This window comes from Prevotella heparinolytica, from assembly GCF_002998535.1.
GTDB lineage: Bacteria > Bacteroidota > Bacteroidia > Bacteroidales > Bacteroidaceae > Bacteroides > Bacteroides heparinolyticus.
In genome coordinates this window covers 2,120,049-2,146,137 of sequence record NZ_CP027234.1, presented here as the reverse complement: position 1 = coordinate 2,146,137, position 26,089 = coordinate 2,120,049, and the positions used below count along the sequence as shown (strand labels likewise).

Annotated in this window: 13 protein-coding genes; 10 read left to right on the top strand and 3 right to left on the bottom strand. The window is 48.3% G+C overall.

Annotated features, from left to right (window positions below; all coding sequences use genetic code 11):
- Positions 1-15: 15 nt before the first annotated feature.
- From C3V43_RS08755 to C3V43_RS08715, 9 genes are all read left to right on the top strand, one after another.
- Complete coding sequence (locus C3V43_RS08755; RefSeq protein WP_205729957.1) at positions 16-747, top strand: DUF5020 family protein; 732 nt, start codon at positions 16-18, stop codon at positions 745-747.
- Between the two features lie 42 nt (positions 748-789).
- Entirely contained in the window at positions 790-2,100 is a 1,311-nt protein-coding gene (locus C3V43_RS08750) for an NCS2 family permease (protein WP_106041145.1), read from the top strand.
- Positions 2,101-3,481: 1,381 nt separating this feature from the next.
- The gene (locus C3V43_RS08745) at positions 3,482-4,588 is read left to right on the top strand and encodes a FecR family protein (protein WP_106069481.1); all 1,107 of its coding nucleotides are present in this window, start codon (positions 3,482-3,484) and stop codon (positions 4,586-4,588) included.
- 213 nt (positions 4,589-4,801) lie between these two features.
- Complete coding sequence (locus tag C3V43_RS08740) at positions 4,802-8,122, top strand: TonB-dependent receptor (RefSeq protein WP_106069480.1); 3,321 nt, start codon at positions 4,802-4,804, stop codon at positions 8,120-8,122.
- A gap of 21 nt (positions 8,123-8,143) precedes the next feature.
- Positions 8,144-9,793 (top strand): RagB/SusD family nutrient uptake outer membrane protein, encoded by a 1,650-nt coding sequence (locus C3V43_RS08735; protein ID WP_106069479.1) that lies wholly within the window; start codon positions 8,144-8,146, stop codon positions 9,791-9,793.
- 148 nt (positions 9,794-9,941) lie between these two features.
- Positions 9,942-11,651 carry a hypothetical protein gene (locus C3V43_RS08730; RefSeq protein ID WP_106069478.1) on the top strand — a complete coding sequence of 570 codons (1,710 nt, stop codon included), beginning with the start codon at positions 9,942-9,944 and terminating at the stop codon, positions 11,649-11,651.
- Positions 11,652-11,802: 151 nt separating this feature from the next.
- Positions 11,803-11,970 (top strand): RagB/SusD family nutrient uptake outer membrane protein, encoded by a 168-nt coding sequence (locus C3V43_RS08725; RefSeq protein ID WP_235655829.1) that lies wholly within the window; start codon positions 11,803-11,805, stop codon positions 11,968-11,970.
- 132 nt (positions 11,971-12,102) lie between these two features.
- Entirely contained in the window at positions 12,103-14,082 is a 1,980-nt protein-coding gene (locus C3V43_RS08720) for a beta-N-acetylhexosaminidase (RefSeq protein ID WP_106069477.1), read from the top strand.
- 54 nt (positions 14,083-14,136) lie between these two features.
- Positions 14,137-18,162 (top strand): glycoside hydrolase family 2 TIM barrel-domain containing protein, encoded by a 4,026-nt coding sequence (locus C3V43_RS08715; RefSeq protein WP_106069476.1) that lies wholly within the window; start codon positions 14,137-14,139, stop codon positions 18,160-18,162.
- A gap of 125 nt (positions 18,163-18,287) precedes the next feature.
- Here C3V43_RS08715 and C3V43_RS08710 read toward each other — a convergent pair whose 3' ends face one another.
- Positions 18,288-19,784: a butyryl-CoA:acetate CoA transferase gene (locus C3V43_RS08710; RefSeq protein WP_106069475.1), complete on the bottom strand. Its 1,497-nt coding sequence runs from the start codon at positions 19,782-19,784 to the stop codon at positions 18,288-18,290.
- A gap of 99 nt (positions 19,785-19,883) precedes the next feature.
- Complete coding sequence (locus C3V43_RS08705) at positions 19,884-20,306, bottom strand: hypothetical protein (protein WP_106069474.1); 423 nt, start codon at positions 20,304-20,306, stop codon at positions 19,884-19,886.
- A 763-nt stretch (positions 20,307-21,069) separates the two neighbouring features.
- On the opposite strand from C3V43_RS08705, the gene miaB reads away from it, so the two are divergent.
- Positions 21,070-22,452 (top strand): tRNA (N6-isopentenyl adenosine(37)-C2)-methylthiotransferase MiaB, encoded by a 1,383-nt coding sequence (gene miaB, locus C3V43_RS08700; RefSeq protein WP_106069473.1) that lies wholly within the window; start codon positions 21,070-21,072, stop codon positions 22,450-22,452.
- Positions 22,453-22,635: 183 nt separating this feature from the next.
- On the opposite strand, the gene C3V43_RS08695 is transcribed toward miaB, so the two are convergent.
- Positions 22,636-26,073 (bottom strand): bifunctional proline dehydrogenase/L-glutamate gamma-semialdehyde dehydrogenase, encoded by a 3,438-nt coding sequence (locus C3V43_RS08695; protein WP_164996234.1) that lies wholly within the window; start codon positions 26,071-26,073, stop codon positions 22,636-22,638.
- Positions 26,074-26,089: the final 16 nt, after the last annotated feature.

Here is a 26,089-nt window from a genome sequence, read left to right as displayed (position 1 = left end):
TTATTTTTTAGCCTTATGAATTACAAAAACATGCTTCTTGCCTGTCTGTTCCTCGTATGCGGAGGAGCCGGCTCTGTTGCACAAAATGTGCAGTTACACTTCGATTCACGTCACAGCCTGTATGGAAATGATGCCGGACCGGTAAACTTCATGACTGCCACTTTCGAGATGTTCAAGCCCGACAAGTGGGGTTCTACCTTCATGTTTGTCGATTTCGATTTCAGTGCCAAAGATGGAAATATGGGGCTGGCCTACATGGAGATAGCCCGCGACTTTAAAATAAAGGGTTTTCCGTTGATGCCGCACATCGAGTATAACGGTGGTCTCGGTCTGGTACGGAACACCGACTTCGGGTTCTCCATTCCCAATGCTTACCTTGCCGGTCTTTCTTATCCTTTCCAATTAGGACAATTCTATATGGGCACGTATCTGGCCTATAAACTCAACGCCTTCAAGAAGAACAGCCATGATATTCAGTGGACGGTGACATGGAATGCCAATCTGGCGAACAACAAGCTGACGCTCTCGGGCTTTCTCGATCTTTGGAGCGAGAATAAGGACACCACGGGCGAGAGCGGAAAATCGGGAAAGAGGCTTATCTTGCTTTCCGAGCCGCAGATATGGTATAACGTGACACCGAACTTCAGCGTCGGAAGCGAGGTGGAGTTGAGTTATAACTTCGTAAACGCCTCCCAACACAAACGTTTCTATGCCATTCCCACACTGGCTGCCAAGTGGAACTTCTAAACGAAATTCTCATCGAATATCCATTGTTTAAAACGAATGACTATGTTGGAAAAACTTTTTAAACTGAAAGAAAATCATACCACTGTCCGCACCGAGTTGATTGCGGGCGTCATCACATTCCTCACCATGTCCTACATTCTGGTGGTGAATCCCAATATCTTGGGCGAGACGGGCATGGACAAAGCCGCACTTTTCACGGCAACGGCGGTGGCCAGTGTGTTGGGCACGCTGTTCATGGCTTTCATCCCCAATCTTCCCATCGCTCAGGCTCCGGGTATGGGGTTGAACAGTTTCTTTGCTTTCTCCGTGGTGTTGGGATTGGGATATTCTTGGCAGATGGCACTGACGGCCGTCTTCATAGAGGGTATCATCTTCTTGGTGCTGACCCTGTTCAACGTGCGCGAGCTGATTGTGCAGACCATTCCGCAGACCATCAAAGAGGCTATTCCGGTGGGCATCGGGCTGTTCATCACGCTGATTGGCCTGAAAAACGGGGGATTGGTGGTTGCCAACCCGAATACGATGGTTTCTTTGGGCGATATGGCCGACAAGAATGTATGGGTGGCGCTTATCGGTCTGGTGGTGACCGCCGTGCTGTATATAAGAAATGTATACGGTTCTTTCTTCATCGGTATCGTGGTGGCTACGGCGTGTGCGGCACTTTTCGGATTGGTGCACCTGCCCGAAGGAAGCATCTTCTCACTTCCCCCCGACATTTCGCCCATCTTCCTGCAATTCAGCTTTGACAAGATTTTCTCGCTCGATATGCTGATTATCGTCTTTACGTTCCTTTTCGTCAACCTGTTCGATACCATCGGCACGCTGCTGGGCGTGGCCAGCAAGGCAGGCCTGATTGACAAGAACGGTAATTTCCCTCAGATAAAGAAGGCTCTCTTTGCCGATGCGTTGGGAACTACTTTCGGCGCCATCACCGGAACGAGTACGGTGACTTCTTACGTGGAGAGTGCATCGGGCGTGGCTGCGGGTGGACGCACCGGACTGACAGCCGTGTCTACGGCGGTGATGTTCGCTTTGGCTCTGTTCTTGGCTCCGCTCTTCCTGATGGTGCCTGCGGCGGCCACTTCTCCGGCGCTCATCATCGTGGGCTTGTTCATGATTTCTTCCGTCGTGAAAATCAATTTCGACGATATGGGCGAGGCGCTCCCTGCTTTCCTCACCATCACGATGATGCCGTTTACGTTCAGCATTGCCCACGGCATCGTGTTCGGTATGCTGTCTTATGTCATCATCAAGACGTTTAGCGGGAAGTTCAAACACATATCGGTCACGATGTGGGTTATCTTCGCGTTGCTGCTGCTCAAGCTGGTGCTTGAGGGCATGCACATACTTTAAAGGGAATTCGGAGGATGTTTCGGCGTTGCCGGAACACCTCTTTATGATTATTTTCAGGCGCGGATTTCGCAGATCTCACGGATGCCGTTTGACAGGCACTGTGTTGTTTCGCGAATCCCGCGCCTGATTTTTTTGTCTGTTTTGAAGTGTTTCCGTTTCTGTCCGAGATTTGTTTTTCTGCTCTTACTGAAGTATTTATTCTTGACATCATTCGGCACTCTCTCCATTGCTTCCGAACCTTGCTCAAAACATGTTCTGACGAGGGTGCTCCTCCCACACCGAGAAACGAGGGGTTCCTCACCGAGGAACGACGTCTTCCTCGGTGTCGAAGGCATCGTTCCTCGGTGAGGAAGAAAACGAATGTCGGCGAAAATCTGCTCAAACATCCTTTTTTTATCAATTTATCTATACATCAGATGCGCCTATCAATGGGTATCGACGGTTTAGAGTGCCGGAAGAAGTATTTATTGCATAATGTTGCCCAATAAGCACGTAGATAGAGGAAAAGGGGGGAGAACTCCATTTGTCTGGTGAGGCGATGAGCTACTCTTTGATAACTATTTAGTTATATACATAGAAATGATTATTGCATTATTTACAATATAAATTACATCAGCAAGAGCTTTATAGCTATTCTTTTTGAATGTAAAGTTAATTTCTTTCAATGATTTCTCTTTAAATTGATTCAAATAATTATTGATTTTAGGTTCAATTAGAGAAAATGCTCTTTTTATTTTCAGGAATAAATTGTGCAATCCATCCTCGAAGAATAAATTTGGCCTCTAAATATTGCGGCTCTGGGAACTTGTAATCCAAATATTTTGTTTCAGTAAAAAGCATAACAATCTCAATGTTATGCAAAAATACTAATATTTGTGGGAATAAGGATACTATTCTTTATTTCTTTTGAAAAAGGAATTGCGCTATTCTTAAAACGATATGCGCTTAAATATTGACTCTGTTTTTGTTTGGTTTCTTCGTTAAGCGAATGGCAGTGTTTCCGAACGGACTTGCAGCCGACTGTCTGCCGGATTGAAGTCGGCAAGCAGTTCGGGAAGTGCGAAAAAGAGGGATAATAGGCAGTAATTTAGTGAGTTATCCTATATACTCTCCCTCGCGCGCGTAATAGAGAAGAGAAGAAAAGAACAGAAAAGAGAAGAATAGAAAATACCTCTTCCTCTTTGAGGTTCCGCACCGTATGCATCGCAACGTGAGGGTACGGCGAGTACGAGGTGTGGGATTGCAGACGGTGAAGTGTGGAGTTACGGATGATGAAGTGTGGGGATTGAAGAACATGAATGAGGTTATAGAGATTTTTTCTGCTTGCAGTAAGGGTTCTTCCCGTTTCATGTGTCATATATAACAAAAGCAAGACGAAAACATGAAGCAACATATACCTTGGGACTTGATAATAGCCTGCCTGAGCCGCAAAGAAAATGAGGAGCAGGCACGGGAGCTGGAGCAGTGGACTGCTCTGCCGGAGAATCGGGCCCTCTACGAACAACTGTCTCGATTATGGGCCGGCATCCAAAAAGAAACCGGGACATATACCCCCGACAAAGAGTATTATTGGCGGAAGTTGCAGGCACGCATGCACGAGGAGAAGGCGTTAGACGTTAGAGGGGAGAGGTTAGACGTTAGGAAAATGCAGGGGTGTGCACGCAAGGCAGAGGCTCTTTCCGCATATAATACGAAAATAACGGCAGAGAACCGTAAAAGCCGGAAGCAGTCGGGAATGTCTTTCTTTCTGCGCTACGTGGCGGCAGCTTCCATTGTATTGGCAGTGATAGCGGGAGGCATTGCTTATTATACGATGCGGGAAGCCCGGAACATGGCGGCACAGGAAGTGCAGTTTGCCAATTTGAACGGAAAGTCGCAAGTGTTGCTTGCCGACGGCACTAAAGTATGGCTTCACAACAACACTTCGCTGAACTACCGTCGTCTCTCACTCGGTGGCAACCGCGAAGTGAGCATGAGCGGAGAGGCCTTCTTTGAAGTGTCGCACGACGCCCGGCATCCCTTTGTGGTGCAGATGGACGGGGTGAAACTGACCGTTTACGGAACAAAGTTCAACATCCGCAACATGGAGGAGCAAAGCAAAGTGCAGATAAGCCTCATCGAGGGTTCTGTGGGACTGGAAACCTCGTGCGAAAACCGCAAGATGCACCCGGGTGAGACAGCCCTTTTCGACAGGCAGACAAACACCCTGCAAATAGAAAGCGGAGATGTGAACTTCGATTGCCTTTGGGCACAGAAACAGATTGTGTTCAACCAAAAAACATTGGGATACATCTCCAGATACCTGTCCAAGTGGTACAACGTAGAGATAGAGCTGGCGCCCGAACTGGCGGACAAGTATCTGTACACCTTTACTCTGCGCGACGAGCCGCTGGAAGAAATCATGAGGCTGATAGCACGTATCAATCCCGTTTACTATCAGTTTGATGAGAACAACAAACTGCTGATAACCGCCGGTAAAGCAAAATAAACGATATTATCGACCAATAATGTTTAATCTTAAAAAATAACAAGATGCCTATGAGTTGACACGGAAAAAGAAAAACAGAAGGTACCATCCTTATCAGACAGTACCTTCATCACGAAAACCTTAAAATTAACCCGGGCCGGAGAGGAAGGAAAACCGCAACTTTTCCTTATCCAGCATAGAGGCCCCAACAGTTAACTTCTAATAAACAAAGCTATGAATAAAAAACTGTGCTTACTAATTTCTCTATTATTATTGAGCTTTCTAAATGTCTTTTCACAGACAGGAAAAGCTGAAAAAACGATTTCCATTCAATTCTCTAACCTATCTCTACAAACAGCCCTGAATAGATTTGAACAAGCGTCGGGCTATACGTTTTTCTATGACGCCGAACAAGTGAACTTGCAGCAAACCGTCAGTATGAACGTGAAGCAGGCCACCGTCAGCAAAGCTGTGACAGAATTGCTGAAGAACACAGGTCTCGGTTTCGAGATTGCCAACCTGCAAATCACTCTTTTCAATAAAAAAGAGCCCGCCCGGCAACAGAAGAAAGAGGTGCGGGTGACGGGTGTCGTCTCGGACGATACCGGCGAACCGGTCATCGGTGCCAACGTGTTGGTGCAAGGCACTACCATCGGTGCCATCACCGACCTTGACGGACGCTACATGCTGAATGTGCCCGCAGGCTCCACGCTGATTATCTCCTACATAGGCTACACCAACAGCCAAGTCAAGGTGAATGCAGCCGGCAACTATGACATCCGCCTGAAAGAAGACACCGAGATGCTGCACGAGGTAGTGGTTGTGGGCTATGGCACGCAGAAGAAAGCCAACCTTTCCGGTTCGGTGGCCAGTGTCGATAGCAAAGAACTTCAGAACCGTCCCATACAGAACCTTACCAACGGTTTGCAAGGCTTGATGCCGGGTGTCACCATCACGGGCACAAACGGTGCGCCGGGACAAGACAACGGTAGCATTCGCGTGCGCGGTACGGGTACGCTCAACACGGCTTCTCCTTACATACTGATAGATGGTGTGGAATCGGGTACGCTCAATGCCGTCGACCCTAACGACATCGAAAGCATCTCCGTACTGAAAGATGCCGCTTCGGCCGCTATTTACGGTTCAAAAGCCTCCAATGGCGTTATCCTGATTACCACCAAACGCGGAAAGACGGGCAAACCGCAGATATCATACAGCGGCTATGTCAGCTTCCAGAATGCCACGAATATGATTGATCGTCTGAGTTCCGCCGAATATGCCTCTATGTATAACGACGTACTTGCGGCAGAAGGCAAAACCAAGCGCTTCACCGACGAAGAGATTCAAAAATTCTACGATGGCACAGACCCCAAATATCCCAATACGGATTGGTATGATTTGGCCTATAAGACCGGTGTTCAGCACCGCCATAATGTAAACATCAACGGTGGTGCCGAAAATGCTTCTTATATGGCGTCCATCGGATATCTGAACCAGACCGGTATTCTTCCCAACGCCGGACGCGAACAATTCAACGCCCGCACCAACCTCGACATGAAACTATCCAAGCGCTTCACCGCACGCATGAATCTGGCTTTCATCAAAAACGAGTACACCGATGCCAGTTCTGCCTATGCAGGAGGCAGCTCCGACCAGATTATTCGCCAGTTGAACCTCATCGCTCCTTGGATTGTGGCACGCAACGACAACGGAACTTGGGGCACTATCTCCGACGGAAGCCCCATCGCATGGCTGGATTCGGGCATGAAGGTGACGAGAGACAATTACAACTTCACCGGCATGGCTGCATTGGACTATGAAATCATGGACGGACTGAAGCTGACCATGAGCGGCGCATACGTACACAACCTGCAAAACTACCGGTATTTTCAGAAGTTCATCCAATACAACGAAAACAAGAAGTCCGACCCCAATTCTTTGGACGAACGCTTCTACAAATGGAATCGTACCAATTATGACGTCCTCCTGAATTATGACAAGAACTTCGGACAGCACAACCTGAAGGGATTGTTAGGTTGGCACACCGAAAAATATAACTACAAAGAACAGAGAGCCTCTCGTAAAAACTTCCCGAACAACGACCTGACCGACATGAATGCCGGCGACAGCTCCACTCAGAAGAACGAGGGTTTCACTCGTGAACTTGCCATGATATCTTGGTTTGCCCGCGTCAACTACGATTATGCGGGTAAGTATTTGCTGGAGGCTAATATCCGTTCGGACGCCTCTTCACGCTTTGCCGAAGGCAACCGTTGGGGATATTTCCCCTCTTTCTCTGCCGCATGGCGCATGAGCGAAGAAGCTTTCATGGAAGATGCCCAGAACTGGTTGAGCACTTTGAAGATTCGCGCCTCTTGGGGTATGCTGGGCAATCAGGATGCTTTGGACGATTACTATCCGGCTTTAAACACTTACAACCTGGATGCCACTTATCCCTTTGACGGTTCGTTGAACGGTGGCTACTATCAGAAGAAATATCGCCTGTCCACCATTTCGTGGGAGAAGGCAACCACTTGGGGCATCGGTCTGGACTTAGGTTTCCTGAATAATAGAATCAACGCTACCATCGACTATTACAACCGCAAAACCACAGGCATCATCATGGACGTAACAGTTCCCAATGAATTTGCATTGGACGCTTATAAAGACAATGTGGGAGCTATGCGCAACAGTGGTGTGGAAGTGAACGTAAGCTATAACGACAGGTCCGGTGATTGGAGATGGGGCATTGCTGCCAATTTTACTTACAACAAGAATGAGATTCTGGATTTGGGATTTGCAAGCGACATAGCATTAAAAGACCAACACATAGATAAGGATAAGGGATATTACCAGCGTAATCATGTAGGCGATAAGATTGATGCATATTACGTGTATAAAGCAGATGGTTTCTTTAGAACACAAGAAGAAGCTGATGCCTATACAGCTAAATACAGCCCTAAACTTGGTGGCGGCAAACTCAAAGCCGGCGACCTTCGATATGCAGATACGGACGGTGATGGGAAATTGACCGAGAACGATAAAGTTTATTGCAACAGCCCCGAACCGGCATATACATTCGGTTTGAACCTAAATGTCGGCTACAAAGACTTCGATCTTTCGTTGATGTTCAATGGCGCAGCCAAGGTAGCACGTTTGTTTGATGCTTACGAAGTATACGGTGCTTTCTCCGGTGATGCCGGACATCCGGCTTCCATTTGGAAGAAGTCATGGACATTCAATCCCGACAATGCAGAGATGCCTCGTATCTTCACCGATACCAATTCGCCGAGCAGTTCAAGAAACGTACCATCCACATTCTGGTTGCAGAACACCAGCTACCTGCGTCTGAAGAACTTGCAGTTGGGTTATACCTTCCCGAAAGAATGGTTAGGCTCATTGGGCGTGCAGAATCTGCGCATCTACTACTCTGTAGAAAACTTGTTTACCATAGACAGCATGAAAATCAATATCGACCCGGAAGCCACCAGCCAGCGTCTGTCTTCTTATCCGTTATTGCGTACTCATGCGTTTGGTATTAATCTTTCTTTCTAATAATCTAAATCTGTATGTATTATGAATAGTATCAAAAACTACATATTGGCAGGAATGGTTGCTTTGAGCGCCACCTCATGCAATGATTTTCTCACTACGACTCCTTATGATGCGCTATCGCCTTCCACTACTTGGAAGACAGAGGAAGATGCACAAAAGTTTGTAGTAGGCTGTTATGACGGTTGGGAGTCCGGTGAAACACTGCTTTACTTGGATTGTATGTCCGACTTTGGCTACAATAACTTCCCTTGGGAAGGTTTTACGGCCTATGGCAACGGCACTGCCGTTGGAAGTGATCAAGAAGCAAATTTCTATGACTTTTCTATTATCCGTCGTTGCAATACATTCCTTGGAAATATAGAAGGAATCGCTTTCAACGATGCAGCAGTAAAAAAAGATTTGATTGCCCAAGTACGTTTTTTGCGTGCTTATCAGTACTTCGTAATGAACTGGCTGTATGGTGGTGTACCCATCATTGAAAACTACATGACTGCCGATGAAGCCAAAGTGCCTCGTGACACCGAAGCCAAAGTTCGTGCGTTTATTGAAAAAGAATTGGACGAATGTACTCCTGATTTGAACGATCGGCCTGCTGCTCTTGGTCGTGTTGCCAAAGGTGCTGCATTAGCTTTAAGAATGCGCGAGGCTTTGTATTATGGTGATTGGGCTACAGCCAAAGACCGTGCCGAGAAAATCAAAGCACTGAAACAGTACTCTCTAGAAAGCAATTACAGTAATTTGTTCCGCATCAGCGGTAAAAGATCTCAAGAAATCATCTTGTCTGTCCAATACATACCTAACACGAAAACGTTAGGTACTATTGGACAGATGTACAACAATGGCGATGGTGGTTGGTCATCCATCGTTCCCACACAGAATTTGGTGGATGAATATGAAATGTCTACCGGGCTTACTACTGGTGAAGCCGGTTCAGGCTACGACCCCACTCATCCTTACGTCAACCGTGACCCTCGGATGAGCATGACCATTTACTATCCCGGCTGTGACTTTACTAAAGATGACGGTACGGTAATCGTATTCAATACGTTAGACAAAGAAATAGAAGGAAAGAAAAATGCAAATTACACTTTGGCTGCCAACAATGCCTCAAAAACAGCTTTGACATGGGCGAAATATTTAGATCCCATCACTCAGTATAATGCCACAGGTGTTTGGGATACGGAAGCATGTCCTATCGTATTCCGTTATGCAGAGGTGTTACTCACTCTGGCTGAAGCGGAAAACGAATTGAACGGACCTTCTGCCGGTGTTTATGATGCTTTGGATGAAGTTCGTGCTCGTGCTGGTATGCCTGCAGTGGATAAGAATAAGTATGCTACAAAAGAGAAACTGCGCGAGCTTATTCGACGTGAGCGTGCCGTAGAGTTTGCCGGTGAGGGATTGAGACGTGCCGATATTGTTCGTTGGAAAACATCTGACGGAAAGATGGTGGCAGAAAAGGTTATGAACGGAAAGCTAAATCGTGTTGTCGGAACGGTATCAATGGATACATCTGTAGCTCCTGAAATGCGAGCTACAATCAACGTGAATGCATCTCCCGAACTTGGTCTTATAGAGGAGCGCACATTTAAAGCTCATAATCGTTATCTGCCAATCCGGTTAACAATATTGAGTAAGAATCCGCAATTGAGTCAGAATGATGGGTATTGATAAAATGTGATTTATAAAAGATAAAGAACTGTTTATTGATATATAATTGTAACTTACATTTGTTTGATAATTAAAAATAAACAGCTCTTTATCTCTTGTCCTTTCTTAAATTTAAAGAGCTTATTCAAATAACTTTAAAACACCTATTATGAAAAATATGAGAAATTATTTGTTGAGTACGATAATTGTACTCTTTACTGCATGTAGTGACAATGTTCTTTTAGAACAAAATATAAGCCAACAAGTAATAACGCGTGGTATTACTAATGGTCAATCTTTGACTAATCCTCTTTTAATTGATGATTGGGAACACCAAGAAACTATTGTTTTTTCTAACAATCAAAAGATATTAGCTCCTTGGGTAGCTGGAGCTAATATTATTACTACCGACGAATTTGCCAAAGACATTAAAAAAGAAGATGGATGGGTTATGCTGTTTCACACATTTAAAGAATTAAATTATGGACCTAAAACTAACTATCTATTTTTCTATAATCAATTAACCGGCTTCTTAAAAGTTTTCTATTATAATGAATTTGATTTCTTTGGTCCAAATGGAGCCTTATGGTACTTTACTTCCATGAATGGCGCATCTACCTCTCTCTTTAATTTAAATGATTATATTGCTTTACCAGATAATTCGTCTAGAAAAAACTCTTTTATTAGTCTTTCTAATGCAATAAATGACCCTTCAAACGGTTTTCAATTTGGTTGGAATGGATTTGAAATAGAAGTACCGTATACCAAAGATTATAAAAATATAAATTTTTCTCTTTCAACTTACAATAAACAATTATCCTCTTTTTCTTTTGATGGAAAAACCGAATCTACAATAGAGGGAACAATAGTCAAAACGATGTCTAAAGAGAGTGGAATAACTAGTGGTATCTCTACTATAGCTGGGAAAGGTGCAAAATCATTAGTTGACAAACTATATGAGAAATCAAAAAAGGCAGATGATGCTAGTGGTGGGAAACCCTCCTTTGGTTCCAAGATTCTCAGAGCTTTGGCAGACATTCCGAAAAGTGATTATGCTTCTGCTATCTCTAAAGGGTTAAATTTTATATTTGGATCTACAACGAGTACAGATACTCAAGAAGTACATTTGACTTCTCATGGAACTATGAATTTAACAGGTTCTTCTCTAACAGTTACTACAGGTGCATCAGCACCTATCGGGCTTTTGAATTTTTATGATATTATGAATAATAAAATGTCTAAAGACAATAGTGTATCTAGCATTATCCCTAACTCTTCGACTACCGATAATACTGAAGATCGGTATTTAGGGGTTTGGACATTAAAAGATACTCCTATTATTTATGTAAGTCAATATTCTGCACTTGATAAAACCTACTCTGGAGACTATTCTTTGTACCCTCCTTACTTAACAAGACCTATAGAATACCATATAGAAATAAACCCTAATATTAAGCCTTATATAGTCTCATATGAAATGACAGCTAGCATTATTGATTATAGCAAAAAAAGTAAAGCTAACACAGATTCAGATATTTCAATGGAAGATAATCCAGATTTGATATATTCTGATAGTTCAATAATTGTAAAAGAGTCGGTGTTAACAACACAAAAATCAATAGGGCAAGTTTCTAATCCATCTACTCAGCCTGTACCATATGGATATAGTGTATTTTATGATTGGGGTACAGAATATAATAATAATGACTTAGTGGTAATAACTGTAACTATTAAATACGATTATAATGGGAAAAGAAAAACAGTTACTTCATCTCGTACTTATACTCCTAAATATATTGTTAATACTGCTGTAAGCAAACAGATTCTTCTATCAAGAGGGAAAAATTACTATATAATCAATGATCCTAATAATTATTAATTACCACTTAATTTTTGTTTGTTAAATAAACTTGCTTTGTAGGCTTATATAATATATTTTACAAGCTAAGTTTTATGAAATATACATTTATGTATTACTGCTTGATTATTTATGTTCACTCTGTCGGTTGCGTGTTGCCGGCACAGTTTCCATGGATACTTCAGTTCCCGCCGAGATGCGCGCGACCATTAATCCCAATGCAAGCAAGGCAGAACGATTGATTGAAGAGCGAGTTTTCAAATCCCACTACCGCTATCTGCCCATTCCGCAGTCGGCTCGTGACAAGAATCCGCAACTGACCCAGAACGACGGGTATTGATAAATAGTTAATACTATATAAACTAAATCCCCATAAGTATAATTTCTTGTGGGGATTTATAATCTTTACACCTTATAATCTTATGAGCAAACCTTTTGCGAAAAATATTCATAACCATTTATAAGAGATACCATGATTACCCTTAAAAACATCCGATTGTTGATAACTGTTGCAGCCTTGTTTCTCTCTTTTTCCACTTCATGGGCAGAGAATAATCCCAAGCCTTTTACTATCCCCGAACTGAAAGAATGGAAAGGGGGAAAGGGTTATTTTGATTTTACCGGACGAACATGGCTTGCTTTTGATGCAAGCAATCCTGGCGTGGCCGAAGTGGCGAAGCTGTTTGCCGATGATTGTGGACTGATGTTCGGTTTCGCTCCCAGGATAATGCCCGATGCCGGGACGAAAGGCTGTGTTCGTTTTCGATTGTCATCTAAGCTCGGCTTGGGTGAAGAAGGGTATCGCATCCGGATTGACGAAAGCGTAGAAGTGTCTGCTTCGCATGCAAAGGGATTGTATTGGGCTACCCGCACCCTGCTTCAAATAGCCGAACAAGACGGACAGCATCGGCTGCCCAAAGGCACGATAACCGACCGCCCCGATTATGATGTGCGCGGCTTCATGATAGACTGCGGGCGTAAGTTCATACCGATGGCCTATCTAAAAGACCTCCTCAAAGTGATGGCCTACTACAAGATGAACACTTTGCAGGTGCATCTCAACGATAATGGTTTCAAAGAATACTTTGAAAACGATTGGAACAAGACGTATGCCGCTTTCCGTTTGGAGTGCGACACTTATCCGGGGCTGACCGCAAGAGACGGGCACTACACCAAAAAGGAATTTATAGCCTTGCAGGAAGAGGCCGGAAAGATGGGCATCAATATCATCCCCGAGATAGACGTGCCCGCGCATGCGTTGGCGTTTACCCGGTACAAACCGTCCATCGGCAGTAAAGAGTATGGCATGGATCATCTCGACCTGTTCAACCCGGAAACTTATACCTTTGTGGATGCGCTGTTTAAGGAATATCTGGAAGGAGAGCAACCCGTATTCAGAGGACCGCAGGTGCACATCGGCACGGACGAGTATTCCAACAAAGACAAAGCTGTGGTGGAACGGTTCAGGGCTTTTACCGACCGCTACATCAGATATGTGGAGAGCTTCGGCAAGCAGGCCGTTATTTGGGGATCGCTGACGCATGCCAAAGGCAGCACCCCGGTGAAAGTAGACAATGTTGTTATGGATGCTTGGTCTAATGATTATGCCAATCCGCTTGAGATGCTCGACTTGGGCTACAAATTAGTCAGTATTCCCGACGGACTGACGTATATCGTACCTGCTGCCGGATACTATTACGACTACTTGAATACGAAGCGCTTGTATGAGAGCTGGACACCGGCGCAAATCAATTCCGTAAAGATAGAGGAACGTCATCCGAATTTGCTTGGGGGCATGTTCGCCGTATGGAACGACCATGTGGGGAACGGTATTTCGGTGCAAGATATTCACCATCGCACGTATCCGGCTTTGCAAACATTGGCTGTCAAGATGTGGACGGGCGAAAACATTTCTTGGTCTTACGATGATTTTGAAGAAAAGAGGCTGGCGTTGAGCGAAGCTCCGGGAGTAAACCGGCTGGGGCGTATCGGTTCGACGAAAGGATTGGTGTACGAACTCTCCGAACTGAAACCGGGCTTTACCACCCCTTATCGCGAAATAGGATACGGTTATCGTGTTTCCTTTGATGTGGAAGGACGCGAAGAGTCGAAAGGAGCCGTGCTGTTCCGCTCGCCCGATGCCGAATTCTACCTTGCCGACCCAATAAGTGGAATGATGGGCTTTGCGCGCGATGGTTATCTCAATACCTTCAACTACCGGGTGATGCCGGGTGAGAAAGTCTCCATTTCCATCGAAGGGGACAATAAATCGACACGGCTTTATGTAGACGGCAAGTTGCGGGAAGAACTCAACATCCTGCGCCGCGATTTCGTGCAAAACGATAGTCAGAAGATAAAGAAGATGTATTATGTACGTACGCTTCTGTTCCCGCTCAAGGAAGCCGGGACATTCAACAGCATAATCTGGAACTTGAAAGTATATAACGAGTGAGAACCTTTAAAATAAATTCTAACCATTTTGATACAGAAACAATCTTTTAATTTTATGAAAAAGCTACTTGTCATCATTTTGTTGTTTGAGTCGTTTGTTTCGGCAGCATTCGCGGTTCGAGACAGTCTGGGCGGATTTCAATACGCGTTAGTCCAAGCACCCGACGGGAAGGAATGGGAGTCGCCCGAGCGATTGGCCCTGAACAAAGAGCAACCTCGCGCCACTTTCTTTTCCTTTGCCGACGTTGTCTCCGCCCGCAAAGTTTTGCCGGAGCATAGCGCTTATTGGATGAGTCTCAACGGTGACTGGAAATTCAAGTGGGTGCCCAATCCCGATGAGCGTCCGAAAGACTTCCAACGCACGGACTATGATGTGTCGGCTTGGGACGACATCCACGTGCCCTCGAGCTGGAACATTTACGGCATACAGAAAGACGGCACGCAGAAGTACGGCACGCCCATCTACGTGAACCAGCCTGTCATTTTCCAGCATAAAGTGGCGGTGGACGACTGGCGCGGAGGAGTGATGCGCACACCGCCTGCCCACTGGACCACCTACAAGCATCGCAACGAAGTGGGGTCTTACCGCCGTGATTTTACGTTGCCTGCCGGCTGGAACGGCCGCAAAGTATTCATTAACTTCGACGGGGTGGATTCTTTCTTTTATCTTTGGATAAACGGGCAATACGTGGGCTTCTCCAAAAACTCGCGAAACACGGCGAGCTTCAACATCACTCCTTACCTCACAGCCGGAAAAAACACGGTGGCCGTGGCTGTTTATCGTAGTTCCGACGCTTCTTTCCTCGAAGCGCAAGATATGTTCCGCCTGCCAGGAATCTTCCGTACGGTGGCACTCACCTCCGTTCCGAAGCTGCATGTGCGCGACTTGGTGGTTATCCCCGACCTGAATTCCGCCTTCGACGAGGGTACACTCTCCATCAAGGCCGATATTCGCAATCTGGACAAGAAAGAGGCAAAAGGCTACAGCATGGTCTATTCGCTTTATGCCAACAAGCTTTATTCGGACGAGAACACGCCGTTGGCAAATGTTGCGGCCGTTGCTTCCATCGTGCCCGTGGGCAAAGAGGGCGTCGTCACCTGTGAAACCACACTGGCACTGCCGAAACCTCTGCTGTGGTCGGCAGAGACGCCTCACCGCTACACATTGGTGGGCGAACTGAAAGACAAGAAAGGGCGCACCATGGAAACCGTTTCTGCCTATGTGGGATTCCGCAAAGTGGAAATCAAGGACACGCCGGCTTCTGAAGACGAATTCGGACTGGCCGGACGCTATTACTACATCAACGGGAAAACGGTGAAACTGAAAGGTGTGAACCGCCATGAGACGAATCCCGCATTGGGACATGCCATCACACGCGAACAGATGGAGAAGGAAATGATGCTGATGAAACGTGCCAACATCAACCACGTGCGCAATTCGCACTATCCCGACGACCCTTATTGGTACTATCTTTGCGATAAATACGGCATCTATCTGGAAGATGAAGCCAATTTGGAATCGCATCAGTATTATTACGGCAAAGCATCCCTGTCTCACCCCGTAGAATGGGAAAAGGCGCACGTGGCACGCGTGATGGAGATGGTGCACAGCAATGTCAATCACCCCTCTATCGCCATCTGGTCGCTGGGCAACGAGGCCGGGCCGGGAAAGAACTTCGTGACCGCCTACAATGCCCTGAAGACTTTCGACCGCTCGCGGCCGGTACAATACGAGCGTAACAACGATATTGTGGATATGGGTTCCAACCAATATCCCTCCATCGCTTGGACACGTGAGGCCGTGAAAGGGAAGTACGACATCAAGTATCCTTTCCACATTTCGGAATACGCACACTCCATGGGCAATGCCGTGGGTAATCTGGTGGATTATTGGGAAGCCATCGAATCGACCAACTTCTTCTGCGGTGCTGCCATCTGGGATTGGGTGGACCAAGCCATGTACAACTATACCCCCGACGGCAAGCGATACATGGCTTACGGCGGCGACTTCGGCGATACGCCCAACGATGGGCAGTTCGTGATGAACGGCATCGTCTTTGCCGACCTCGAGCCCAAACCGCAATACTATGAGGTGAAGAAAGTATATCAGCATATCGGTGTGCAAGCCAAAGATGTGCAGAAGGGCAGTTTTGAAATCTTCAATAAATACTATTTCAAAGACCTCGGCGACTATGAAGTGCGTTGGTCGCTTTACGAAAACGGTGTGGAGGTGCAGAACGGCATGCTGCCTCACGTTGCAGTTGCTCCACGCAGCCGCGCTCTCGTGCGGATTCCTTATAAATATGAAACGTTGAAACCCGCCGCCGAATATTTCGTGAAAGTACAGTTCCTCTTGAAAGAGGCGCAGCCTTGGGCGGAAAAGGGCTATGTGATGGCGGAGGAGCAACTCCCCTTGAAGCCGGCAAGCAATCTGCCCGGCATGGGTACGTTGACCGCAAATACCGGAGAGCTCATTACCGGCAAGACGGACGGACGTTTCACTGACGTACAAGGTAAGGATTTCGAAGCTTGTTTCGACATGCAAACCGGAAGCATTCATCGCTTGAAATACAAGGGCGAGACTATCATTGCCGATGGAAACGGGCCGAAGTTGGATGCTTTCCGTGCTTTCGTCAACAACGACAACTGGGTGTATGCCGGTTGGTTTGAAAACGGGTTGCACAACCTGCAACACAAGGTGGTGCGCGCCACCACCATGCAACGTGCCGACGGGGCTGTGGTATTGGCCTTCACCGTGGAATCCCAGGCTCCCAATGCCGCACGCATTCTGGGCGGAACATCCAGCGGTAAGAACAAGATAGAGGAACTGACCGACCGGAAGTTCGGCGAGAACGACTTTAAATTTACCACCAATCAGGTATGGACGGTCTATCGCGACGGTTCGATAGAACTTCAGGCAGGCATTACGTCCAACCGTCCTACGCTGATACTTCCACGCTTGGGCTATGTGATGAAACTTCCGCAGAAATACGAGAACTTTACGTACTACGGTCGCGGGCCTGTCGAGAACTATCCCGACCGTAAGACGGGGCAGTTCATCGAGATACACCGCAACAAGGTGGCGGATGAATTTGCCAATTTCCCCAAGCCGCAAGACATGGCAAACCATGAAGACGTGCGTTGGTGTGCGTTGACCGATGAGGCAGGCGCAGGAGCGCAATTCATCGCTACCGGCGGCAAGATGTCTGTGGCACCCTTGCAATATACAGCCACAGAGATGATTCTGGCGGGGCATCCTTATCAGCTTCCGGAGGTGACGGGCACTTATCTGCATCTCGACTTGGGAGTTACCGGATTGGGCGGAAACAGTTGCGGGCAAGGCGGCCCGTTGAAACACGACAGAATATTGGCAGGCCAGCATTCGTTCGGTTTCATCATCCGTCCGGCAGCGCACGACCTGAGTGCAGCCGCACAAGTGGCTGCCGGCGGAGAGATTCCGCTGAACATCGTGCGCAACGAAGCAGGCGATGTGACATTCGTATCCACACGCCCCGAAGCCGAGATATGCTACACTGTGGGGAAAGAAAAGAAAGCGAGAACCTACAATGCTCCTATCCCGATGCGCGAAGGCGGCAACGTGACGGCATGGTTCAAGTCGACTCCCGGCATCAAGGCATCGCAAACATTCGGCAAGATAGAGAAAGTGCAGGCTGAAGTGATAAACGCCAGCAGTCAGGAAACCGATGGCGGAGAAGCCACGAACCTGACCGACGGAGATGCCGGAACCATTTGGCATACCATGTACTCCGTGACCCTTGCCAAATATCCGCATTGGATAGATTTGGATGCCAAGGATGCGAAGATAATCAAAGGCGTCACTTACCTGCCCCGGCAGGACAGCGACAACGGAAACGTGAAGGACTACAGCATCCTGATCAGTACCGACGGCAAAACTTGGAGCGATCCCGTGGCTAAAGGCAGCTTCGAGAACGACCGGAAAGAAAAGACCGTACGCTTTGACAAACCGGTGAAAGCACGCTACATCCGTTTCATGGCTTTGAGCGAGCAACACGGGCAGGATTATGCGTCGGGAGCGGAAATAGGTATCTTGGCCGAATAAGAAAGGAGAATCGAAGAGCGGTTTTATGAAAAGGAAGCCCCGATAGCATCACGAAGCTATCGGGGCTTTCCGTTTTTTTGACAGACCTTTTTCCTGTTCCGATATGCCGAATTCAGAAGGGGCGTTTATTTATACTGCGCCCAGTCCACGTTCCTCATATCTCCGCTTTTGGCCAGTTCGGCATGCATTGCCAGTGCGGCACGCAGGGCATGAGGCGTTTGCGCTTTCCCGTCGGTCAGTTTCAGGTAATCCCAAAGGATGCTCTTGTAGTCGGGGTGAACGCAGTTCTCGATGATGGCTTGTGCACGTTCTTTCGGACTCTTGCCACGGAGGTCGGCCACACCTTGTTCGGTGATGATGATGTTGACGTCGTGCTCCGAGTGGTCGGCATGCGAAACCATTGGCACGATGGCGCTGATTTTGCCTTCCTTGGCTACGGACGGGCAGGTGAAGATGGAGATGTAGGCATTGCGTGTGAAGTCGCCCGAACCTCCGATACCGTTCATCATCTTCGTGCCGCTGATGTGGGTGGAGTTCACGTTTCCGTAAAGGTCGGCTTCGATGGCGGTGTTGATGGAGATAATTCCCAGGCGACGCACCACTTCGGGGCTGTTAGATATCTCCGACGGACGGAGAACCAACTTGTCGCGGAAGAAGTCCATATCATTGTATATGCCTTCCAGACAGTCGTTGGTCACGGTCAGCGAACAGGCGCTGCCGAACTTCACGCGGCCTTCGCGAATCAGTCCGATAACGGAGTTCTGAATAACCTCCGTGTACATTTCGAAGGCAGGGATGGTCTTGTCCCTTCCCAATGCACCCAGCACGGCGTTGGCAATGTTGCCCACACCCGATTGCAAGGGCAGGAAGGTGGAGGGAATGATTCCGCGTTTCATGTCGGCAGCCAGAAAGTCGGCCACGTTCTGTCCGATTTTATCCGTCAGCGGGTCGGCGTCGGCAAAGCCACGTGCTTCGTCGGGCCAGTTGGTCTCTACTACGCCGACAATCTTTTCGGGGTCAACCTGAATATAAGGCAGTCCGATGCGGTCGCTCGGCTTGTAGATGGGTATTTCGCGGCGATAGGGAGGGTCGAGCGGTTCGTAAACGTCGTGCAGCCCCATGGCGTTTTTGCTGTGGGCGGCATTCAGTTCCACGATAATCCGGTCGGCCAACCGGCATACGGTAGGGGCGATGCCGCCGGCAGCTGTCAGGTAGATTTTGCCGTCGGGTGTCACTTCGCAGGCTTCGATGATGGCAATGTCCACTTTGCCCATGAAGCCGTAGCGTACTTCTTGTGCCATTTGCGAGAGGTGTATGTCGTTGTAGGCTATCTCGCCGTTGTTCACGGCTTTGCGGAAGTCGGAGTTGGTGGTGTAGGGTGCGCGGTAGCGGATGGCTTTGGCACGTGCCAGAACGCCGTCGCAAGAGTCTCCCGTGGAAGCACCGGTAAAGATGCCTATTTGGAAGGGATTCCCTTTAGCATGTTCTTCTTCTGCTATTTTTGCTAATTCTGCCGTAACGGCTTTGGCTGTTCCTGCGGGTGTGAATCCGCTCAAGCCGATGTTGTAGCCATGTTTGATGAGGCTTGCAGCTTCTGCTGCCGAAATGTGATTAAGTGCCATAATATAACTGTTATTTTTCGTGTAAAGATTTTCAAGGATTCCTCAGCTGTTTTCATGCCGGTCGGTTCTGAGTCACCTCAATCGCCCTTTGTTTGCTGTTCAGTATTTCCGTTGGAGTATTTCTGACCAGACGAATGCTTTTCTGGCTTCTTCTACCGAATGGATGCCGAAGTCGGAAGTGTCGTCGCAGTCCTGTGGGTCTGATATCGGGGGAGGGGAGGCATTGATGGAAGAGGGCGACGAAACAGAAGTTTTTGATTGGAACGGCTGCTTTTTGTGGCGTGGCTGCTTGTTGGGTTTTGCAGACGGCCGCTGCATGAATTCCGGTTCTGTTTCGGGTTCCTCGGGGATAAAGTCTCTGTCGGTATCTTCGTTCTGATATTCGGGCAACGGGAAGTTTGCCTCGGGCATAGGCATGGCAGGTTTCTTGTCAGCGTTCTTTTGAGCCTCTTTCTTGAACTGCTTGACGATTCCGATTACAATGACAGACATAACTAACAGGAATTTGAAGAAATCTTCCATATTGCTCTTTTATTTTTCCCCAAAGATAATGCAAACCGAAAGTAGAACAAACGAATCCGGCTATTTTTTAGCTGTGAAGTGCAATTTATCTTTGCTTTCGGCGGATGTAATCATTAAAAAGAGGCAGTCTGAAAAGTCCGGTTAGCTATTTGGCATTTCCTTGATCGGCCTCCCTTGAGGTGTGGGCTGATGCTTTCTGAAGTACGGGCTTGTCTTTCCTAAAGTGCGGGCATACGTCTCATCAAGTGTGGGGTTGCGGTTCCTAAAGTGTGGGCATAATCTTGCTAAAGTTGTGGGCTGGGACTACTACCCAAGAGCGGATAAATAAAAAGGAGAGCTTCACAGCTCCCCTTTTTTTAACCTAAACCTTAACTATGAAAAAATCTAATGTTTCTTTCATTCCACAAATTTGTGAATAATATCTTTTAATACCAAATTGAAAGTAGAAAAGTTTGTGTAATTAACACTAATTAAAAACGCTGAATAGATGATGGTTTAATGCCGGTTTGAGGAAAAATGTGTGTGACAAGGAGTAAACTTGTTCTCTGCCTGAATCAATTTCTGTTCGCGCCGTGCGCACGGATATCCGCACGGCGCGGACGGACTTTCGCGAAGCAAAGTGGAGCGAATCGCATAATAAAATGAAAAGCGTTTCTTTATTTTCGGGGAAGGACGTATCTTTGCACACTCTTTTGTGCTTGAAAATCTGTCTGTTCGAGCCACGAAAGAGGCAGTTTGCAAATCAATAACGATAAAGACAAGTATGGAAAAAGTAACGGGAGCAGACTTTAAATCTGCAACTGCCGATGAAAACAAGAAATTGTTTATCGAAACCTATGGCTGCCAGATGAATGTGGCAGACAGTGAAGTAATCGCGTCCGTCATGCAGATGGCGGGCTACTCCGTGGCAGAGACGCTGGAAGAGGCCGATGCCGTGTTTATGAACACCTGCTCCATACGCGACAATGCGGAGCAGAAAATCCTGAACCGGCTGGAGTTTTTCCATTCGCTCAGAAAGAAGAGGCGAGGGCTGATAGTCGGTGTGCTGGGTTGTATGGCCGAGCGTGTGAAAGACGACCTCATCACCAACCACCACGTCGATTTGGTGGTAGGCCCCGACGCCTACCTTACCCTGCCGGAGCTGATTGCGGCGGTAGAGGCCGGCGAGAAAGCGATGAACGTGGAACTTTCTACCACCGAAACCTACCGGGACGTCATTCCTTCGCGCATCTGCGGAAACCATATCTCCGGTTTCGTATCCATTATGCGCGGCTGTAACAACTTCTGCACCTATTGCATTGTGCCCTACACCCGCGGGCGCGAGCGCAGCCGCGACGTGGAGAGCATCCTCAACGAAGTGACCGATCTCGTGGCGAAAGGATATAAGGAAGTCACCCTGCTGGGGCAGAACGTCAACTCCTACCGTTTTGAAAGGCCCGACGGAACGGTGGTAGGCTTCCCTGCGTTGCTTCGTATCGTGGCCGAGGCCGCACCGGGCGTGCGTGTGCGTTTCACCACCTCGCACCCCAAGGATATGAGCGACGAAACCTTACAGGTCATTGCCGATATGCCCAACGTGTGCAGACACATACACCTGCCGGTGCAAAGCGGTAGCAGCCGCATCCTGAAGCTGATGAACCGCAAATATACCCGTGAGTGGTATCTGGAGCGTGTGGCCGCCATCCGTCGCATCATCCCCGATTGCGGTTTGTCTACCGACATCTTCTCTGGTTTCCATTCCGAAACGGAGGAAGACCACCGGCTTTCTCTTTCGCTTATGGAAGAGTGCGGATACGATGCAGCCTTTATGTTCAAATATTCCGAGCGTCCCGGCACGTATGCCAGCAAGCACCTGCCCGACGATGTGCCCGAAGAGGTGAAAGTTCGCCGTCTGAACGAAATCATCGCTCTTCAGAACCGTCTTTCCGCCGAAGCCAATGCCCGTTGTGTGGGTCAGACCTACGAAGTGCTGGTAGAGGGTGTGAGCAAGCGCAGCCGCGACCAACTGTTCGGGCGTACGGAGCAGAACCGTGTAGTGGTCTTCGACCGTGGCAAGCACCGGATAGGAGACTTCGTGATGGTGAAAATCACGGAATCCAGTTCGGCTACGCTGAAGGGGGAAGAGGTTTTTGCCGGGAACGGATGACAGAACCGATTCTTAAGCACTATTTTTTTTGATGCAGACGACGCATAGGCATCATTTACAGAAAGAACACAGAGGAACGGAATTTCTTGTTTATGACAAGCATAAAATTCCGTGGCTCTGTGTTCAAATCTTATCTCGGAAAGCAATTCCAAGCTTCGTTCCTTCCTGATATCCGGTTCCGCTTCACTCTACCGGCGGTACTTCCGTGATGCTTCCATACCGGTGATACTCAAACGTGATGCTTTGTTCCTTGAGGTAATGAAGCAGTTCCACACGTCCGTTCTTCACCGGAGGAGCTGTGGCGACATACATGTTCATAGCGGAAACTTCTTTATAGAAACCATCCGGAATATCCGAGCTGCAAGTGCGTATGCGGTAATAATTGTCCAACGAATCGTAGAAGGTCTTTAAGTCTTCCTTCTTTAGCGGGCATCCGGTCGAGGCCAGCGCTTCCGTGCGGTCGTCATCCTCACCGAAGCTGATGACGAGCGGAGTATGGCAGGTTTGGGCGGCAAAGGCAATCATCCTTGCCTCTTCATTGCTGTCGCCGGGGAATAGGCGGAGCACCATGCGTTCCACCGGAAGATAGCGGAGCACATTCTGTTCGCCGTAGAGGTTGTTGATGTCGCGGGCATGGGCAAACTCTTTCGCGAAAGCTTCCGCATAGCTCTTCCGGTAGTCGGTATTGCTGTCGGGTTTGTCCGTTATCTTCACGAAACTGCTGCAATAGTTCGGGCCGCCGGCTTTCAGTCCGCCGCCGATGGCAGAGAACTTCATGCCGCCGAAAGGCTGACGGTTCACAATGGCTCCCGTAATGCCTCGGTTGATGTAAAGGTTGCCCGCACACATGGTGTTTTTCCACAATGCCTGCTCGTTCTCGTCAAGGCTTTGCAAACCGGAGGTCAGACCATATTCAAGGTTGTTGATGGACCGGATGGTCTCTTGCAGGTTGTCGAAGCAGACTACGCTCAGCACCGGAGCAAAGATTTCCGTCCTGAACGAGTAACTCTTCGGGGTCACTCCCCATTTCACCGTCGGGGCAAGGATATATTTCTTCTTGTCGATGAAGCGGGGCGGTACGAGCCACGATTCTCCCGGCTCCAGTTCCAAGGCTTTATACAACTTGTCGTTCTCATTGGTAATCATCGGCCCTACCACGTTTCCGGGATTCCATACGCTACCCACCTTCATGCTGGTGGCGGCGTCTTTCAGTTTGTCTTGGAAATTCTTGTCCTCATACACCGAGCGTTCCACCAGCAACAAGGAGCAGGCGGAACATTTCTGTCCGGCATTGCCGAAGGCGGAAGTGACAATATTCATAATGGCATGGTCGCGGTCGCCGGAAGCAGTGAGGATGATGGCATTCTTGCCTCCCGTTTCGGCCGAAAGCGGCTTGGCGGGCGCATTCTTGAGAATCTTCTCTGCGGTTTCGAGCCCACCCGTCAGGATGATGTGCTTGATGGCGGGAGCGGTGGTGAGCACATTCAAGGCTTCGCGGTCTGTGATGACAACCTGCAAGGCTTCTTTCGGCACACCGGCATCCCAGAAGGCTTTGGCAAACATCCATGCCACAGGAGCGGCCACGGTGGCGGGTTTCAGTATCACCGTGTTGCCGCCTGCCAGCGCGGCTACGATTCCGCCGATGGGAATGGCGCAGGGGAAGTTCCAAGGCGAAATGACGAGTATGACCCCTTTCGGTGTAATATCTACGTCGGTCAGTGCGGCAAAAGGCTTCATGGAGGTGGTGTAGAAGCGGGCGTAGTCTACGCCTTCGGACACTTCCACGTCTCCTTCGACTACGGTCTTGCCGGTCACGGCACACATGCAGCCTATCAGGTCGCCACGCATCTCGGCCAGACGGTTGGCGGCATCATACATGATGCGGTGCCGTTGCTCCAGTGTGGTGTTGCGCCAGCCTGCCGGGTCTTTCTCGGCTATGTCGATAATCTGCTTTACCTGTTCGCTGTTGGCTTGCGACATTTCGCAAACGCACACCTCGTCATCCTGACAACGGTCCATGTACCGATGGCGCTTTTCGCACACCACCGTCTCGGCACCTATCTGAAGAGGTATGATTTCGGGTGTATCGTCGGGCGACTTCTTCCATTTGGCAAAGATGTTCCGCACCCATTCCTGATTTTGGAGCAGATCGAAATCCGTGTCCGGTTCGTTCTTCATCGTATCGGAAGGCGGAACAGGCGCATAGGCTTTCAGGCGGTTTTGTGTGCGCGTGGGCATGTGGGTGAGGGTATCTTTCATGCGGTATGCGTCTTCAAACTGCTTTTGCAGGAAGTTCCATGTATCGGTTCCCGGTTTCAGGTTGAAGGAATGGGTCAGGAAGTTATCGGGAGCGGTGTTCTCGTCCATACGGCGCACCAGATAGGAGACGGCATTCAGGAAGTGCTCGTCCTTCACCACGGGGGCGTAGAGTATGACATGGTTGCCAAGTATGGACTGCGCCCGCCATACATGGTCGGCCATTCCTTCCAACATTTCGAATGTCATGTATTCCGAACTTCCCGACTTCCGGCTGAGCAGGTAGGCGTATGCAATGGTGAACAAGTTGTGTGAGGCCACTCCTAAATGGAGCGCTTTGGCGTTTTCGGGTTGCAGGGCACGCTCCAGCAGGTGCAGGTAGTTGGCATCCACCTCCGTCTTGCTGGTACGTATCGGGTTGGGCCAGCCACGCAAAGAGGAGACGACGGTCTCCATTTCGAGGTTGCAACCCTTCACCAGACGCATCTTCAACGACGCGCCACCCTCTGCCGCACGTGCTTTGGCAAACTCCAGCAGTTCGGTCTGGAAGTCGTAGGCATCGGGCAGATAAGCTTGTACGACGATACCTGCCGAATAGTTCTTGAATTCGGGTTTGCCGAGTACCTCCTTGAAGAGCCTGAGGGTGAAGTGCGCGTCTTTGTATTCTTCCATGTCGAGGTTGACGAACTTGGAACGCTTCACCCCGTTTTCGTCCGTATAAGGAAATTCCATTGCCTTCCGGTAGAGTGCGGACATACGGTTTACCAGTTCGGGGAAGCTTTCTTCATAGTTCAGCGCATGGGTCTGCGCATAAATGCCGGATATCTTGACGGAAATATAGTTGATGTCGGGTGCTTCCAATGCTTCCAGATAGTGGTTGTAGCGGTGGTCGGCCTCTCCGTTGCCCAATACTACTTCGCCCAGCAGGTTGACGTTCTGCCCTATCTTCTGCTTGAACCGTTCGGCCAGATGTTCCGTCAACTTGGGCCGCGCTTCGTCCAAGATGACTTTGGAAGTATCCATGCGAAGGCGCTTCTTTATAATAGGTATGGCAATGAAGTCGAAATGATGCCCGAAGGTTTGGTACATTTTGAAGAGGAAAGCGTCTCGTTTATTCAGGAATTGAGGGATGCCGTAGCGGTCTATCAACGTTTTGATACGTGTCGCCAGTTTCTTGCGGTCGCGTATTTGCGACGATTCGTCCAGCATTTTCACCAAAAAGCGTTTGTCTTGCGGACGTTGCACCATGACGGCGTATTTATACTGTTCCTTACGCTCTTCGTCGGTAATGGTTTGTTCGCACGTGTCATAAAGCTTCAGTACCCATTCTTGTACTTCGGCTATGGTTGGTCTGGTGGTATCCATATTGTTTCCAATGTTT